This is a genomic window from Solirubrum puertoriconensis (assembly GCF_001483135.1).
Taxonomy (GTDB): Bacteria; Bacteroidota; Bacteroidia; order Cytophagales; family Hymenobacteraceae; genus Solirubrum; species Solirubrum puertoriconensis.
This window is the reverse complement of sequence record NZ_LNAL01000007.1, coordinates 801,252-817,388: the sequence shown is the minus strand read 5'-3', so window position 1 is coordinate 817,388 and position 16,137 is coordinate 801,252. Positions and strand designations below refer to the sequence as shown.

Sequence of the window (16,137 nt, the reverse complement as noted above, 5' to 3'; positions counted from 1 at the left end):
CTAGGTGCTTAGCACGCATCGGGGCTGTGGCCAGCCCGCAGGGAGTGTTGATTTAGCTCGTTTCGGAACTGCCGCCAGTTGGGCATAAATTCGTCCATCAGGCCCCAAAAGCGGCTGTTATGGAGGCGTTCGTGCAGGTGCACCAACTCGTGTACCACCACATAGGCGAGGCAGTGCGGCGGGTGTTTTACAAGCTCGAGATTAAGCCAAATGCGCTTTGCCCGAATGTTGCAGGTGCCCCAGCGGGTTTTCATCTGTTTCACGCCCCACTCGCGTGCTTGCGCCCCCACAATGGGTTCCCAATGCGCCAACAGTATCGGTAATTGCTCCTTCAGGCGGGCCCGGTACCAAGCAGTTAGCAACTGCTGGCGCTGCGGTGCGGTAGTACCCGACTTTTCGTGCAAGTGCAGGTTAGAGCCCTCGAGCACGATGTGCGGTGTGCCCGTAGTGGTATGCAGCTGCAGGGTGTAGGCCTGCCCTAGGTAGTAATGTGTTTCGCCGGCTTGGTACTGCAACGGTAATGGGCGGGTTTGCTGCCGAAAACGTTCTTGGTGTTTCCGAATCCAAGGTTCGCGGGCAACCACAAGCTGCCGGATGTCTTCCTCGGGCGTACGCAGCGGTACCGCTACCCGCACGCGGCCATCGGGGGCATATACAGTGAGGCGTAACGTGCGAATGTTTTTGCGCACAACCTCAACAGCGAGGTTATCAACGAGTAATTGGGGCATGCAGCAAGTAACCGTCAAGTGCAAGCACCTAGGCGAGCAGCCTTGTGCCGCATGGGTGCCAGTGCACAAAGCTACCTAGCCCTGCCGAGCTGGCCTGCTATATTCTGACCGCGCGCTATTTTGGTCTTGGCCGAGTCACGAAGTTGTTTCGAGAGCCGATGTGACAATGCTGGCGGCAAGGATAGCGAAAACCTAAGGGGGGTGTAGCTAGTTGAAAGCGCTACGTGCCCGTGCAGGCACTTCAACACTGCCCATTTTTTACATCTCCATAAATGGCTAATTCAACCAAGCATTGGTTTATCACCGGGGTAAGTACCGGTTTCGGCGCGGCCCTGGCCGAGTTACTGCTGCAGGAAGGCGACAAAGTAGCCGCTACATTCCGCCAGGCTCAGCAAGCCGAAGAATTCACGCAGAAGTCTGCCCCAAATGGCGTGGGCTTGGTGTGCGACGTAACCGACGAGGCGCAGGTGAAAGCGGCTGTTGCCGGGGCCATCGAGGCCCTAGGTCACCTCGATGTAATCGTAAACAACGCGGGCTACGGCTCGCTGGGCAGCATAGAGGAAATTTCGGCTGAGGAAGTACAGCGCCAATTCGATGTGAATGTGTTCGGGCCCTTGCACGTGCTGCGTGCGGCCTTGCCGCACCTGCGCCAGCGCCGCAGCGGCCACGTCATCAATATCACCAGCATTGGTGGGCTTAAGACGTTCCCAGGCGTAGGCGTTTACAACGCCAGCAAGTTTGCACTCGAGGCAATTGGCGAAAGCCTTGCCCAGCAGGTGGGGCCGTTAGGCATCAACGTCACCAACATCGAGCCCAGCGGCTTCCGGACCGATTGGGCCGGCCGCTCGGCCAATGTGGTTACTACCGCCATCGACGACTACCAGGCTACCGTAGGCGAAAACCTCAAGGGTATTCAAGGCTACAGCGGTAAGCAGCCCGGCGACCCGCAGCGCGCCGCCCAAATCATGTACGACCTGGTACGACAGGATAACCCGCCGTTGCACCTGCCCATTGGCAAGGCTGCGGTGCGCGGCGCCCGCGAAAAATTTACTGCGCTTATGCAGGAGCTCGAAAGCCAGGCCGAACTCGGCAACTCTGCCGATTTTCCAGAGTAGGTACTTGGCGCTACCGCCACAGCAAAAGGGCCGCACCCAATCATTGGGTGCGGCCCTTTTGCTGTGGCGGTAGCGCCAGTCTGCGTTAAGCTTCGTTGGCCGAGCTCGGCTGCAGAATTTTGCTGGTAAGCTCTTCTACTAGGTTGCGGGAGCCGATATACAACGGGCTGCATTGTTGCAGGTGCGTAGGTAGTACATCAAGCATGGCTTCGGTACCGGTGGAGGCAAGCCCGCCGGCTTGCACCACCAAGTAAGCTAAGGGCAGGCAGTGGGTAACCACACTAAGGAAGCCCTCGGGCGCTACATGCGAGGGGGGGCTGAGGTATACACCGCCCATATAGAGCGTGCGGTGAAAATCGGCCACCAACGAACCTACGTAGCGGCTAGTGAAGCTGCGCTGCTTGCACTCGGCGAGGTAAGCCTGAATGGCCTCGGGGTACTGAAAGCCCAAGCCTTCGTTGCAAGAGTAGTTGTTGCTCTGAGTTGGGATGGTAACCTGCGGCTGCGAGAGGTAAAACTCGCCCAGCAGCGGCTGAAAAGTAAAGGCAGCCACTCCTTGGCCGGTAGTATACACGAGTACCGTGCTGGCGCCGTAGAGCACGTAGCCAGCAGCCGCCAGCTTGTGCCCACCCTGCAAGAAATCGTCGGCGGTGGCCGGGGTACCCAAGCTCGATACCCGACGGTAGATGCTGAACAACGTGCCTAGGCCAATGTTGACGCCGTTGTTCGTATCACCTTCTAAGGCATCGAGCGCCACCACATAAGTGCCTAGGTTGTTGCCCGTGCTTTGCAGGCCGCCATGTTGCTCCGAGAGCACTGCGCATACTTCGCTGCCACGGCTCAGGGCGCGGGCGAAACGCTCGTGACCAGTTTCGCTGAGGGTTTGGGCGGTGCGGTGCCCCGCGCCAGCCCGCAGGTTGGTGCTAAGCTGCGGCAGGCCGGCCTGGTTTACTTCGTGGTTCACAAGCTTGGCCGCCAAAGCCAGGTCGCGCAGCAGCTGCGAGAACTCTCCGGTGGCCGCCGGATGCTCGCTTTGCTTCTGCATGATGTATCGTTCGAGGGTAAGGCCTACGGGTACGTCGAGGTCGTCTTCGTTCAGCATAAGCTGCAGCAAATCAGCGTGTGGTAAGGGGTAATACGAGGCCCGCGCGGGCAAAGATGAATGCGGCTGCAAAATGACCGAAAAAGGCAACATATGCGCCGAAACCGTAAAAATACTACGCAACAAATTTTCCAAACCCGTTTGCCCAAGTCGTCGATCTGGAAGCCCTAGGTCGTGCTTGCTGTATCTCGCCACAGGTGGTGACTGTACCTAGCCAAGCGTGTTGTACGCTGTGGCGATTTTCGCTTGAAGCGCAACTATCAGGCGCTAAGCTCAGTAATAAGTTGATTGTTCAACCAAAACACATTCCCACCATGGCTAATTACGATCAGCATCGTGATGATGACCGCGACTACCGCGGCCGCAATCAGAACTCGGATTACCAGAATCGGGACCGCAACCGCTACGGCGACGACCAGTATCAGCGTGGCCAAAACCAATTTGGCAGTGGCCGCAACAACCAAGACGACGATAACACCCGTGGCGTAAGCGGCCGGTATGGCTATAGCTCCGGCTCGGGGTCATCGTCGTCATCGTATGGGCAGCAGGGCGGCTACAGCGGCATGAACCAGCACTCCGAGCAAGGGCGCTTCGGCAACCAGGGCGGTATGCAAGGCGGCATGAACCGCGGCGGCAGCAACAATTACGACCGCGACGATTATAACCGAGGTGGCATGAGCAACCGTGGCAACATGGGTGGCTACAGCGGTAGCAGCAACATGGGCAGTATGGGTAACTACGATAACGACCGGCGTAGTGGAGGCTCGTCATCGTACGGCAACTCTTCCAACTACGGAGGTTCCGGTTACGGCTCCTCGCAAGGCTACAACTCCGGTAACAACTACTCGGGTGGCAGCTACGGCAACCAAAGCGGCATGCAAGGTGGCTATGGAAGCCAAGGCGGTATGAACCGCGGCGGCATGAGCAATTACGACCGCGATGATGATTACAACCGTGGAGGCGGTATGAACCGCGGCGGTATGGGCGGCTACGGCGGTAGCAGCAACATGGGCAGTATGGGCAGCGGCCGTTCGAACTACGGCAGCGACTACATCGACTCGCGCTACGACGAGAACAGCCGTTACCGCAGCAACCGCGACAACGACAACTACGACCGGGACAACGACCGCGACCGGGAGCACCGCGGTTTCTTCGGCCGCATCGCCGATTGGTTTGAAGGCGACGACGACCGCGACCGTCGCTAACCTGCCAGTATCAAATTCATAGTAAAAGGCCTGGGCGTGTGCTCAGGCCTTTTTTGTGTAGTCGCAAGCTAATGGGGAGGCGGGCTGGTTCATGCTGCTTAAAGCAAACTAAACCATGGCGACCTAGGGTCAATCTTTTGGCCCCAAGTTGTACACCCCCTAAAAATTCAACGCCCCATCGGCCGAAGCCGACAGGGCGCGAAAGAATAGTTTTGGTGCGGTAAAGGTAAGCAAAGAAATCGAAGTACAAAGCCGGGCTTTGTCGCTCGGTAGCCTCAGTGCTACGTAAGCCGGGTTTTGCGTTACTTCGTGCTTCTGACCATTGTTCAGCAGACCTGCATGCAGCTTGTTGAAGTTTCTACGCCGGCTCAAGCCCGCGAATTCCTGGAGTTTCCGCCCCGCGTCATCTACGCCAACGATCCGAACTACATTCGCCCGCTCGACCAGGACGTCAGCTCGGTGTTCGACCCCGCCAAGAACAAGCTTTTCCGCAACGGAGAGTGCACCCGGTGGCTGCTCCTCGATAACACGGGTAATACCATCGGCCGTGTGGCGGCATTTATTAACCGCGAAGCCGCCTTTCCATCGGAGCCGGATACTGCCCTTGCCGAAAGCGAAGGCGAGAGCAAGTCGTTTTCAACCAAGGGAATCTTCCGTAAAATCGGCGGAATGGGTTTTTTTGAGTGCATCAACGACCAAGCAGCCGCAAATCTATTGCTCGATGCCTGCCGCGACTGGCTAGCCACCCGCGGCATCGAGGGCATGGATGGCCCCGTCAACTTCGGCGACCGGGATAAGTGGTGGGGCTTGCTCACCGACAACTTCGGCTCGCCGATTTATGGCGCTGCCTACAACCCGGAGTACTACGTGCAGCTGCTGCACAACTACGGTTTTCAGACGTTCTATAAGCAGGTAACGTTCTTCCGCCCAATAGAAGGAGAACTGCATCCAAGCATTGCCAAACGGGCCGACCGCATTGCGCAGGATCCGCGCTACTCGTTCCGGTACATGCGGCGGCAGGAGTGGCGCCGGTACGCCGCCGATTTCCGCGAGGTCTACAACAAAGCCTGGGTAAAACACGGGGTTAAGCCCATGTCGGAGGAAGCATCGATAAAGCTCATGAAGAGCATGCTCGATATCCTCGACGAGAAGTTGGTGTGGTTTGGTTATTACGACGACAAACCCGTGTCCTTTTTCATTAGCCTCCCCGAAATCAACGAAATACTTCGCCATTTCAACGGCAAGTTGGGTTGGTGGCAGAAAGTGCAGTTCAAGTACCACCAATTGCGCAACACCGTCAAGACGATGTTTGGTGTGGTATTCGGGGTAGTTCCCGAACATCAGCGCAAAGGGGTAGAGGCGGCCATGATCCATGCATCGTCTCAGATCATCCAGAAACCCGGGGGCGTACCCTACACCCATACCGTGATGAACTGGATCGGCGACTTTAACCCCAAGATGATGGCGCTGGTGCAGCTGCTGGGCGCTAGCCCCTGGCGCGAGCACCAAACCTTGCGTTACTACTTCGATCGTAACCACGAGTTTAAGCGCCACCCAATTATCGATTAAGCCCTAGGTGCCGGTACTGGTTTGGACCTCCGGCACAGGGTACGCGCTGTTTACCCCGCAGCATAACTCTTACCCGCATGCATTTACCCGCTCCCGAAGAGCTGATTACGCGCACCGCCGCGTTTGTTGAAGAGAAGTTTGCCTCCGAGGGCTCCGGCCACGACTGGGCGCATATCCGCCGGGTGTGGCTTGGGGCCCGGGCCTTTGCCAAAGCCGAAGGGGCCGATACCCTGGTAACGGAACTAGCCGCTCTGCTGCACGACATCGCCGACTGGAAGTTTCATGGCGGCGACGAGGAGGCCGGACCTAGAGCTGCTCGTGCTTGGCTGGCCAGCCAAGGAGCCAGCGACGAGCTTATTACCCGCGTTGAAATGATTATCCGTGAGGTGTCGTTCAAGGGCGCTGGGGTGGCTACGCCCGTAGGCACGCCCGAAGCCGCCTGCGTGCAGGATGCCGACCGCCTCGATGCCATCGGGGCTATTGGTGTGGCGCGGGCATTTGCCTACGGTGGCCACAAAGGCCGCGCCCTGCACGATCCGAGCATTCCGCCGGTGCAGCACAGCACATTTGCCGAGTACAAAAACAATGGCGGGCCCACCATCAACCACTTCTACGAAAAGCTTCTGCATTTGCGCGAGCGGCTGCACACTGCTGCAGCCCGCCGCGTAGCCGACGAGCGGCACGCATTCATGGAGCAGTTCTTGGCGCAGTTTCTGCGTGAGTGGGAGGGAAGAGACCTTGATTGTGAATAAAAAGCCTGTTTATATCCAATTAAGCGGCACGAAATCGAGGGTTTTTGCGTTGTTTTGTCGCAAGATGAAGATGGACTTTCGTTTGATCCGGCTTGGCTTACTGCCTGGCATTTTACTGCTTGCCTCGCTTGCTAGCTGCCGCACTTGCCCCATGGCTTCGTGCCATGTGCGCAAGGTGCACTATCACAACCAGGTGAAATACCGCGGCCAGCCGATTTACAAAAAGCAGAACCCCTCGATCGGCGAAAAGATCAAAGTGCACAACCAGCCCGACGGTAAAATGCACAACAACCGCAGCAAGCCAAAACCGTGATTACGCTAGGAAAAACGGCTTTTTTTCGGTATCTTGCCCTCTTAAATCCAACTTTAAACCGGGCGCCGCAACCTCAACAGTAAGAGGCGCGGTGGCCTTTCGTTTTGTCTAATGGCTGAAGGCGAAAAGATTATTCCCATCAACATTGAGGACGAGATGCGCGGCGCGTACATCGACTACTCGATGTCCGTTATCATCTCGCGTGCCTTGCCCGATGTGCGCGACGGCCTGAAGCCCGTGCACCGCCGCGTGCTCTACGGCATGAGCGAGCTGGGTGTATCCTACAACAAGGCTTACAAGAAAAGCGCGCGTATCGTAGGGGAGGTGCTGGGTAAGTACCACCCGCACGGCGACTCTTCGGTGTACGATACCATGGTGCGCATGGCGCAGGATTGGTCGTTGCGTTACCCGCTCGTCGATGGCCAAGGCAACTTCGGCTCCATCGACGGCGACTCGCCGGCGGCTATGCGTTACACCGAAGCCCGCCTCAAGCGCTTGGCCGATGAGCTGCTCGGCGACCTAGAGAAGGACACGGTTGATTTCCAGCCGAACTTCGACGACTCGCTCGAGGAGCCCTCGGTAATGCCGGCGAAGTTTCCGAACCTGCTCGTCAACGGTTCGTCGGGTATTGCCGTGGGTATGGCTACCAACATGGCTCCGCACAACCTCACCGAGGTAGTGGATGGCATTGTAGCCTACTTGGCTAACCCCGAAATTACTGTGCAGGAGCTGATGGAGTTCGTGAAGGCTCCTGATTTTCCGACAGGCGGGGTTATCTATGGCTACGAAGGTGTGCGCCAGGCGCTGGAAACGGGCCGCGGCCGCGTTGTGATGCGTGCCAAAACCCACTTCGAAACCACTCCGACGGGTAAAGAGCAGATCGTGGTTACGGAGGTGCCCTACATGGTCAACAAAGCGGCCATGATTCAGCGCACCGCTGAGCTGATCAATGAGAAGAAGATCGAAGGCATTTCGGACTTGCGCGACGAGTCGGACCGCGACGGCCTGCGCGTGGTGTACGATCTGAAGCGCGATGCCGTGCCGCAGGTAGTACTGAACAACCTGTTCAAGTACACCCAGCTGCAATCGACGTTTGGCGTGAACAACGTGGCCCTGGTAAAAGGCCGCCCCATGACGCTGAACTTGCGCGACCTTATCGTGCACTTCGTCGACCATCGCAGCGAGGTTGTCATCCGCCGCACCAAGTTTGAGCTGGCCGAAGCCCAGAAACGCGCCCACATCTTGGAGGGCTTGCTGATTGCGCTTGACCACCTCGATGAAGTAATCGCGCTGATCCGTGCTTCGCGCGACCCAGAGTTGGCGCGTGCACAATTGATCGAACGTTTCGCTCTGAGCGATGTACAAGCTCGTGCCATCCTGGATATGCGTCTGCAGCGCCTTACCGGCCTGGAGCGCGACAAGATTGTGAACGAGTACCAGGAGTTGATGAAGCTCATCGACCACCTGAAGGCCGTGTTGGAGTCGCCGGAAATGCAGCGCGACATTATCCGCACCGAGCTCATCGACATTCGCGACCGTTATGGCGATTCGCGCCGTACCGAGATTGAGTATGCCGGCGGCGACATCGATTTCGAATCCCTCATTGCTGAGGAGTCGATGGTGATTACCATCTCCAACGAAGGCTACATCAAGCGTACCTCGCTCGATGAGTACCGGGCTCAAGGCCGTGGTGGCCTAGGTTCGCGTGGCGCTTCTTCGAAGGAGGCCGATTTCACCGAACACCTGTTTGTGGCCTCAACCCACGACTTCTTGCTGCTCTTCACCGAAGGCGGACGCTTGTACTGGATTAAGGCATACGAACTGCCCGAAGGTGGCAAAGCTGCTAAGGGTCGTCCGATCCAAAACCTGATTCCGGAGCTGGCCAACGACCCGGTACGCTCGGTACTAAACGTGCGCGACCTGCGCGACCCCGACTACGCCCAGAACAACTACCTGATGTTCTGTACGGAGCAAGGTACCGTGAAGAAGACTACCCTCGAGGCTTACTCGCGTCCGCGCGCGGCTGGCATCAATGCCATTACCATTAACGAGGGCGACCGTCTGCTTGACGTGCAGCTCACTACGGGCAGCAGCGAGGTAATTCTTGCCTCTAAGCAAGGCCGAGCCGTCCGCTTCAACGAAGCCAATGTGCGCCCCATGGGCCGTACTGCTGCCGGTGTGCGTGGCATCACGCTTGCCGAGGACGTCGACGACCGCGTAGTGGGTATGGTGTGCCTAGCCGACCCGAACAAGGAACTGCTCGTTGTTTCGGAAACGGGTTATGGCAAACGCAGCCCTATCGATGATTATCGTATCACCAACCGTGGTGCCAAAGGGGTAAGCACCCTTAAGATCACCGATAAAACCGGCTCGCTTGTTGCCATTAAGGATGTAAATGACGACGACGATCTGATGATCATTAACCGTTCGGGCATTACCATTCGCCTGCGCGTAGCCGATGTTCGTTCGATTGGCCGCGCCACGCAGGGTGTTCGATTGATCAAGATCAACGAAGGCGACGAAATTTCGTCGGTGGCGAAAGTTGCCGCCGAAGATAAAGAGCTGGACGAAGTCGAAAACGGCCTCGAGCAGCAGGAGGGAAGCCCAGTGGAGCTGGCCTCTGAGCAAACCAACGATGTGGAAACCCTAGGTGCCGAGTAACCCTCGGCACTTGGGGCAACCCGTACCTTCCGCACTTATTTTTCACTCCAGTTATCTCTTCTCCCAACTGCTATGAAGAAAACACTTCTGACGGCTCTTGCCGCTTTGGCTATCCAAGCAGCTTCGGCTCAGAACTCGGCCGTAACCAACGCTATCCTCATGCAAAAGCAGGGTACTTTGGATAAGGCCCGCACCGAAATCGACAAAGCCATTACCCACGAGAAAACCAAGGGTAAAGCCAAAACCTGGTATACCCGCGGCGAAATCTACGAAGGCATGGCGCAGAGCCCGATTTTCGGCAAAACGTTGCAGCCAGGCGAAGGCAATAAAGTAGCATTCGAGTCGTACCAAAAGGCAATCGAACTGGAAGGCAAGGACAGCGACTACGGCAAACAGGCCGTACAGCGTTTGGAAAACATCTACGGCTTGGCGCTGAACGCTGGCGTAGAGAGCTACAATGCTCAGAAATACGACGACGCGTTGGCTTCGTACCGTATGGCTCAGCAGATTAAGCCCCAGGATACTACTGCGCTGTTGTATGCTGCTTACGCTGCCGAGGCCAAGCAAGACCTAGGCCAAGCCAAAGAAAACTACAGCAAGCTGATGGCCATCAACTATAAGTCGCCGCAGATGTACGGCCGCTTGCTGCAGATTGCTCGTCAGGAGAAGAACGAAGCAGAAGCCAACAAGGTAATTCAGCAAGCCTTGGCTGCATACCCAAACAACAAGCAGTTTCTGCTCGAAGACCTGAACATTGCTTTGAGCGCCGGCCGTGGCCCGCAGGCAATCGACAAGATCCAGAAAGCTATTGCTGCCGACCCGAACAACTCAAACCTGTATTCTGTACTAGGTTCGGTTTACGAGCAGAACAAACAGCCTGAGCAGGCACTGGCGGCTCACAAAAAAGCCGTTGAACTGGACGCCAAGAACTTCGATTCGCAATTCAACATTGGTGTTTACTACTTCAACAAAGGCGCTGATATTTTCAAAACCGTTAATAAGATGGACCTGAAAACTTACCAGTCCAAGGGTAAGTCGATGGAAGCCAATGGCAAGAAGTTCATGGAGCAAGCCATTCCGTACTTCGAGACGGCAATGCAGCTGAACCCGAACGAAGCAGGCGTACGGAACGCTTTGCAGAAAGCTTACACCAGCGTTGGCCGTAAAGCCGATGCTGAGAAGTTGATGAAATAGTAGGGCCTAGGCCCTAAGCAGCCCAGTCAGTTGATTGGGCTGCTTTTTAAAAATATTACTTAACATAATAATAATTATAACACATGAACAGGTATGGTGGTTTTTGTTGTTTGCGGGTTTTTATATGGTTGTTCTATCAGCATTTGTCCTCCTTGCTAATAAGGATGTTTAGCACGTGGAGCAGTGATTAAGCAGTAGTGTTTTTCAAATTCACTGCTCATACAAGTAACAATTCGTTTTGCAAGCAGATGTTGCGATGAGTGGCTCTACCATAGGTGTTAGTTAAACCGTGTTGATCTAAATCCTTTCACTTAGGCGGCCTCTCATTTCGCGTTTCTCAGTAAAGCTTTTGTTTTAACGTTTATGCATCCACTCGACGGCTCAGTCAATTCACTGTTTGTGAAACATGCCTGGATGTGCGTTGCGGCTGAACAGCTACGACGGCCTTTGACATTGTCTCCGGGTTTCATACGTTTTTACATAAGTCATCTTGCTTCTCAGGTTGTTCTGGCATTGATTTATTCGCCTTCGTTGCCTTTTGTTGCTACATAAGTCGATTATAGGAGCACCACCTGGTTGGCGTTCCAAATAACTCTTCATAGTTGTGCAGGCCCTTATATGGGAACTTTAAAGCTCCCAGTCCCCTATTCTTTGTCCGGCCCCCTTTTGCCGCTCTATCGTTAGATAGATTTTATTTACTACTCTTTGTATTAAGTGTCTTTGCTAAACACTTAAAAGTATGTAATAGCATAAAACGCAATAAATGGTATATACTTTTATGTGCTACTAATGCTTTTTATTGCTTACGTCTGCTTATTATTGCGGCACACCTGTCGCTCATGCCTAAAACTATAGACTACCCACGTACTACATACCTCTCAGCCTGGGAGGTATCTGAAATAGTTGATGACACTGGTGGTAAATGCTCCATCGAGGCATGTGCTCGTAAACTCAACCGTAAGGTGAGTGGTAGCTTTAAAGCTATCCTGGGGTCTGCTGTAAAGTTTGGATTACTCACCAGTAAGCGCGAAATGCTTACCACCACCAACCTTTTCAGAAGAATTAAGCACGCATATGACAAGCAAGAGGAAAAGATCTTCCACAGAGAGGCTTTTCTCCATCCACCACTCTTCTCGCACATATGCCGGAAGTTCCGAAATCGAGAGCTACCCGTGCATATGTTCGATGTAATGCTTGTTCGAGAGTTCGGGGTTGAGGAAATCAACGCTCAAAACGTGGCACGCGCCTTTGTAGAAGGAGCCCGTATGGTTGGCGTGTTGGATGAGCGCAACGTAATTGCTGATATAGACCAGCTTGCACAGGCCTCACCGCGCCGCGATGTAGCCAGCCCCGAAATGAATCTTAATCTGTTCCGTACCGACCATGAGCAGTTAGGGGCTAGCGTGGCACCATCGGCCGGTGGAGCATTGCATAGCGCACCGCAAACCGACGATGCGGTTTCCAGCTTGTTTGGGCTTTCGGTGCCACTATCAACTTCGGTTACACCTGGTCCGGGTATTCGCCCTGTGCCTACGGATGGATATACCATACCTGCTGCTGTTCAAGCAGTGAATACTCCTGCGGGTAGTGCAGCGAATACACCCTCGATACCGCAAGCCGAGGCGTTATATACTACTCAGACACACGCAGCACCTGTAGCAACGGTTGCAAGTGCAGTTGTACCTAACCAGCATGAGCACACCGCGACGCCTGATACCGCAGCAGTTGATAACGCCAGCGGCTCATATACCATCCGCATTACAGGACCCGGACTGGATAGTCAGCTCTCGTTGCAAGACGAAGCTGATCTTGCAATTGTGCACGCACTCTTGGAGAAAATCCGCAAGCACCTAGGGCGCTAGCAATATTACTTGTGGGATAAAAGGTTTCAGACAGGGGCCGGATGTCAGAGAAGGGTGCTTCCCTCCTTACTGTCGCCCGGCCACTGTCTTCACCCAGGGAAATTTTTTATGTTAAGTAAACAGGTGGCTACCGCTTCATCACCATATTTACGTACCACTTGCCATCGGCGTGATGGTGGCTTAGATTGAAGCTGTCGATGGTGACAACGCGCAGTTGTTTCAGCCAAGCCTTGGGTACAGCCACCTCACCCCGCTGGGCAGCATACATCACTACCGGAAGTTTACGGAAGGGTAACGACTTTGAGGCAGAGCTCACAAGGGGAACTACCCTACCTGCAGCCCAGACCCACTTAACGTTCATCGGACTTAGGCTGTACACCGGGAGTATGCGCAACAGACGGTGTTTGGCCACCACCGACGACTGCCGACGTAAGCCAGCATCGTCGCGCCGCCTGCGCCATTCGGGATAAGCGGGCATCAGGAGAGTCGTGGCCGTGACAACAATAAGAGTAGTACAGGCCACCACCCCTGCTGCCAAATGCTTGCCTGCCGACAACCAAAGCCCAACGGCCAGGGCCACGCATACTGTTGCAAACACCCAGTATCGCAGCGAACCAACACTAAATGAGGGAAGTTGCAGCACCAGCAAGGCTACGGGAGCAGTTAATACCAGCAGGCCTAACACTACGGCCCAAAAGCGCAGCAGCCATACATCCGCCCCTTTGAAGTGTTGCGGCGCCGTTTCGAGCCAATACCGCAGCAGCCCCGCAACGAGCAATGCCATCGGCAGCATTACGGGCAACAGGTAGCGCTCCTTCTTTTCGGGTACTAACGAGAGCAATAGGATGGTGACAAGCGCCCATACCAGCGCGAAAGCATACGGCACATAGGCTTGGCTACGCCGACGGGCAAATGGCCAAACGAGTGCACATAGGGCAGCTAAAGCCCAAAGCCCAGTGAAAACGGGAAAGTTGAGGTAATACCACACCGACTTGACGTGCCGGTTTACCCACGAGGTACTTTCGGCCTCGGCCACTTGCGCCGCCTCGGTGGCATGGTTGAGGTATACATACGCGGGCCAAGCGGCAGCAACAAGCAGCCCGAGCCCAAACATCAGCAACAAGTGCCATTTATACTTACGCAGAGCAGCGAAATCACCCTTCCAGGCATAGGCGATACTAAAGGGCAGCACCAGACCGTACAAACCCACTGGCCCTTTGCTGAGTGCCGACAAGCCCAACAACAGGCCACCTAGGACAAACCAACCCCACTCCTTCCGGGCTTGGCTCAGCCCGCGTACTGCCGCCGCCAATGCCCCGGTTGAGAAGCAGTAGGTATACACATCCCAACCGTTGCCATCGCGGCCGACGGTAAGCAGCAACAGGGAACTAGCCAAAACCAACGCCGCCAACCAAGCGGTACGGCCTTCGTCGTGGGCGGGTGTGAGCTGGCGCGCCAGCAACCAGAAGAACACGACCAGCAGGCAGGCTCCAATAGCCGAGGGCAAGCGCAGCAGCCCTAGGTCGGTGGTACTGCCGGTTAGGTGCATTACGCCCGCTACAAGCCAGGTTGGCAAAGGCGGTTTGGCGAGCCGCAGCTCACCGTTCATGGTGGGCAGTAACCACGAGCCACCGGCATGAATCTCGCGGGCGGCTACAAAATTCCGGGCTTCCATCAGGCCGATTTCGGGAGCACCTAGCTCCACAAACAAACCGCACCCCAACACCAGCCCCAACACCACCCAGCGTACCCAACTGCGGGGCCAGCCCGCTGCCGTAAACAATGTGTCGCCCATAATTATTATAACAGCCTGCGCCTAGTACGAAGCTCATGCGTAAAAGCTACGCCGCATTGCACAATTGCAGCATAGCATTTCTTATACCTTTGCCGCTCTCATGCTCACCCCTCCACCTGCTCATAAACACATGCCCACGGTTCTGGTTACAGGTTGCGCAGGCTTTATCGGCTCGCACCTTTGCGAGCGGTTGCTGGCCGATGGTTTTCGCGTGTGCGGGCTCGACAACTTCGACGCTTTTTACCCACGCGAAATCAAGCAGCAAAACCTAAGCAGCCTGCTGAGCCACCCCAACTTTGTGTTTGCTGAGCTGGACCTGCGGCAAGGCGTAGAGGCGCTGAATGAAGCCTTTGCCGACGAAGCGCCGGAGGTAGTAGTGCACCTGGCGGCCAAAGCGGGTGTTGGCCCATCAGTAAAAGAGCCCGTTGCCTATCTCGATAACAACGTGGTGGGCACTACCTACCTACTGGAGTGGATGCGGCGGAACAAGATTGAACGCTTGCTGTTTGCTTCTTCGTCGTCGGTGTATGGCAACACCCTCAACCGGCCCTTCCGCGAAGATGAGCCCCTGCTGGCATCGTGCATTTCGCCTTATGCTGCCTCTAAGCTCGCCGGCGAACAACTCACCTACACCTACCACCATCTCTACCGGCTAAGCGTGCTGAATGCGCGCTTCTTTACGGTGTACGGCCCACGCCAGCGGCCCGATCTGGCCATTCATAAGTTCATCCGGTTGCTGCGCAACGGGCAGCCCATACCCGTGTTTGGGGATGGCTCCACTGCACGCGACTACACTTACGTGGCCGATACCGTGGATGGAATAGTACGAGGCGTAAATTACCTGCTGGCTCACTCCCAGGTGTACGAAACTGTTAACCTAGGCAATAACCGCCCGGTGCCGCTGCTCGCGCTGATCGAGGCCATCGGCAAAGCCGTGGGCGTAGCGCCCGAACTGCAGTTTCAGGCCATGCAAGCGGGCGATGTAGATGTAACCTATGCCGACATCAGCAAGGCGCAGCAGTTGCTCGGTTACAACCCAACAACCTCGCTCGAAGCCGGCCTGCTGGAGTTTGTTAACTGGCTGGATGCCGTACCCGCTCCGGCGCAGGTTTAACAATGGCCATAGCCAGGCAGCTGCGTTAGCTGGCCTGGACCTCGGTTTGTTCCTTTAACGGCGCGGCTTGCCCTTGTGGGCGGGTGCTGGGCTGCCTCAACTCACGCCGCAGCAGCACAATGTTGCGGGCATACACCACCGTACCGAATACGTTACCGAGGATAAGCACGGCATCGTGGCGCAAGGCGGCGTAAATCAGAATCATCACGGAGCCCACAAAGCTGACAAGCCAGAAACCCAACGGCAGCACCGATTCGCCCTTGCGCTCCGAATAGAGCCATTGGTATACAAAGCGCAGCAGGAAAACCGTTTGTCCCACCGCCCCGAGCAGCAGCCAGCCACCGGGTATGCGCGAGGCCAGCATGGCTTGCAAGCTGAAATGCGGCGCACCGGCCACAAACCAACCGAGGGATGCCAGCGGAAACGCGTACGATGCAAACCGAAACACCGGGTGTAGCTTAACCCACTCGCCCAGCAGCTGCAGGTTGCGGATGTAGATGGCGTAGCTGATGATTTGCGCCCCTAGAATGATCGGGTCGTGGCGCAGCATCCCGTAGATGATCATCAGAAACGAAGACACCAGGCTGATTTGCCAGAATACGCTGGGCACCAGTACCCGCTTGGCCCGCTCGCTCTGTACCCATTGCACCACAATGCGGCTCGAGAACAGCAGCTGCGAGGCAAGGCCAATCAACAAGGCAACGGTTTCGGTCTTCATGCCAGCGGG

Annotated in this window: 13 protein-coding genes; 9 read left to right on the top strand and 4 right to left on the bottom strand. The window is 55.9% G+C overall.

Features of this window, described 5'->3' with window-relative positions; genetic code table 11:
• Positions 1 to 8 precede the first annotated feature (8 nt).
• Positions 9 to 728: a M48 family metallopeptidase gene (locus ASU33_RS14005; RefSeq protein WP_059071432.1), complete on the bottom strand. Its 720-nt coding sequence runs from the start codon at positions 726 to 728 to the stop codon at positions 9 to 11.
• Positions 729 to 1,000: 272 nt separating this feature from the next.
• On the opposite strand from ASU33_RS14005, the gene ASU33_RS14000 reads away from it, so the two are divergent.
• Positions 1,001 to 1,843, top strand: coding sequence for an oxidoreductase (locus ASU33_RS14000; RefSeq protein ID WP_059071431.1), 843 nt, complete (start codon positions 1,001 to 1,003; stop codon positions 1,841 to 1,843).
• Between the two features lie 85 nt (positions 1,844 to 1,928).
• Here ASU33_RS14000 and ASU33_RS13995 read toward each other — a convergent pair whose 3' ends face one another.
• Positions 1,929 to 2,945, bottom strand: a complete 1,017-nt coding sequence (locus ASU33_RS13995; protein WP_059071430.1) for a class 1 fructose-bisphosphatase — start codon at positions 2,943 to 2,945, stop codon at positions 1,929 to 1,931.
• Positions 2,946 to 3,259: 314 nt separating this feature from the next.
• Between ASU33_RS13995 and ASU33_RS13990 the strand changes: the two genes are divergently transcribed.
• The 7 genes from ASU33_RS13990 to ASU33_RS13960 all read left to right on the top strand — a co-directional run bounded on the left by ASU33_RS13990 (position 3,260) and on the right by ASU33_RS13960 (position 12,501).
• The gene (locus ASU33_RS13990) at positions 3,260 to 4,150 is read left to right on the top strand and encodes a hypothetical protein (protein WP_059071429.1); all 891 of its coding nucleotides are present in this window, start codon (positions 3,260 to 3,262) and stop codon (positions 4,148 to 4,150) included.
• Positions 4,151 to 4,489: 339 nt separating this feature from the next.
• Positions 4,490 to 5,719, top strand: coding sequence for a hypothetical protein (locus ASU33_RS13985; RefSeq protein ID WP_059071505.1), 1,230 nt, complete (start codon positions 4,490 to 4,492; stop codon positions 5,717 to 5,719).
• A gap of 77 nt (positions 5,720 to 5,796) precedes the next feature.
• Positions 5,797 to 6,471, top strand: a complete 675-nt coding sequence (locus ASU33_RS13980) for an HD domain-containing protein (RefSeq protein WP_059071428.1) — start codon at positions 5,797 to 5,799, stop codon at positions 6,469 to 6,471.
• Positions 6,472 to 6,622: 151 nt separating this feature from the next.
• Positions 6,623 to 6,784, top strand: a complete 162-nt coding sequence (locus ASU33_RS21495) for a hypothetical protein (RefSeq protein ID WP_160328197.1) — start codon at positions 6,623 to 6,625, stop codon at positions 6,782 to 6,784.
• Positions 6,785 to 6,895: 111 nt separating this feature from the next.
• Positions 6,896 to 9,445, top strand: coding sequence for a DNA gyrase subunit A (gyrA, locus tag ASU33_RS13970; protein ID WP_059071426.1), 2,550 nt, complete (start codon positions 6,896 to 6,898; stop codon positions 9,443 to 9,445).
• 72 nt (positions 9,446 to 9,517) lie between these two features.
• Complete coding sequence (locus ASU33_RS13965) at positions 9,518 to 10,639, top strand: tetratricopeptide repeat protein (RefSeq protein WP_059071425.1); 1,122 nt, start codon at positions 9,518 to 9,520, stop codon at positions 10,637 to 10,639.
• A gap of 839 nt (positions 10,640 to 11,478) precedes the next feature.
• A complete protein-coding gene (locus tag ASU33_RS13960) occupies positions 11,479 to 12,501 on the top strand; it encodes a hypothetical protein (protein ID WP_059071424.1) in 1,023 nt (340 codons plus the stop codon).
• A 127-nt stretch (positions 12,502 to 12,628) separates the two neighbouring features.
• Here the strand turns inward: ASU33_RS13960 and ASU33_RS13955 are convergent, their stop codons facing one another.
• Positions 12,629 to 14,296, bottom strand: a complete 1,668-nt coding sequence (locus ASU33_RS13955) for an ArnT family glycosyltransferase (protein ID WP_059071423.1) — start codon at positions 14,294 to 14,296, stop codon at positions 12,629 to 12,631.
• Between the two features lie 130 nt (positions 14,297 to 14,426).
• On the opposite strand from ASU33_RS13955, the gene ASU33_RS13950 reads away from it, so the two are divergent.
• Positions 14,427 to 15,410, top strand: coding sequence for a GDP-mannose 4,6-dehydratase (locus ASU33_RS13950; RefSeq protein WP_059071422.1), 984 nt, complete (start codon positions 14,427 to 14,429; stop codon positions 15,408 to 15,410).
• A gap of 25 nt (positions 15,411 to 15,435) precedes the next feature.
• Here the strand turns inward: ASU33_RS13950 and ASU33_RS13945 are convergent, their stop codons facing one another.
• Complete coding sequence (locus ASU33_RS13945; RefSeq protein WP_078063126.1) at positions 15,436 to 16,128, bottom strand: lipid-A-disaccharide synthase N-terminal domain-containing protein; 693 nt, start codon at positions 16,126 to 16,128, stop codon at positions 15,436 to 15,438.
• Between the last annotated feature and the right edge of the window lie 9 nt (positions 16,129 to 16,137).

Coding starts and splice junctions, on each gene's coding strand:
- ASU33_RS13985 (WP_059071505.1), top strand. CDS start 4,490: ATGCAGCTTGTTGAAGTTTCTACGCCGGCTCAAGCCCGCGAATTCCTG.
- ASU33_RS14005 (WP_059071432.1), bottom strand. CDS start 728: ATGCCCCAATTACTCGTTGATAACCTCGCTGTTGAGGTTGTGCGCAAA.
- gyrA (WP_059071426.1), top strand. CDS start 6,896: ATGGCTGAAGGCGAAAAGATTATTCCCATCAACATTGAGGACGAGATG.
- ASU33_RS13965 (WP_059071425.1), top strand. CDS start 9,518: ATGAAGAAAACACTTCTGACGGCTCTTGCCGCTTTGGCTATCCAAGCA.
- ASU33_RS13980 (WP_059071428.1), top strand. CDS start 5,797: ATGCATTTACCCGCTCCCGAAGAGCTGATTACGCGCACCGCCGCGTTT.
- ASU33_RS13955 (WP_059071423.1), bottom strand. CDS start 14,296: ATGGGCGACACATTGTTTACGGCAGCGGGCTGGCCCCGCAGTTGGGTA.
- ASU33_RS13945 (WP_078063126.1), bottom strand. CDS start 16,128: ATGAAGACCGAAACCGTTGCCTTGTTGATTGGCCTTGCCTCGCAGCTG.
- ASU33_RS21495 (WP_160328197.1), top strand. CDS start 6,623: ATGGCTTCGTGCCATGTGCGCAAGGTGCACTATCACAACCAGGTGAAA.
- ASU33_RS13950 (WP_059071422.1), top strand. CDS start 14,427: ATGCCCACGGTTCTGGTTACAGGTTGCGCAGGCTTTATCGGCTCGCAC.
- ASU33_RS13990 (WP_059071429.1), top strand. CDS start 3,260: ATGGCTAATTACGATCAGCATCGTGATGATGACCGCGACTACCGCGGC.
- ASU33_RS13995 (WP_059071430.1), bottom strand. CDS start 2,945: ATGCTGAACGAAGACGACCTCGACGTACCCGTAGGCCTTACCCTCGAA.
- ASU33_RS13960 (WP_059071424.1), top strand. CDS start 11,479: ATGCCTAAAACTATAGACTACCCACGTACTACATACCTCTCAGCCTGG.
- ASU33_RS14000 (WP_059071431.1), top strand. CDS start 1,001: ATGGCTAATTCAACCAAGCATTGGTTTATCACCGGGGTAAGTACCGGT.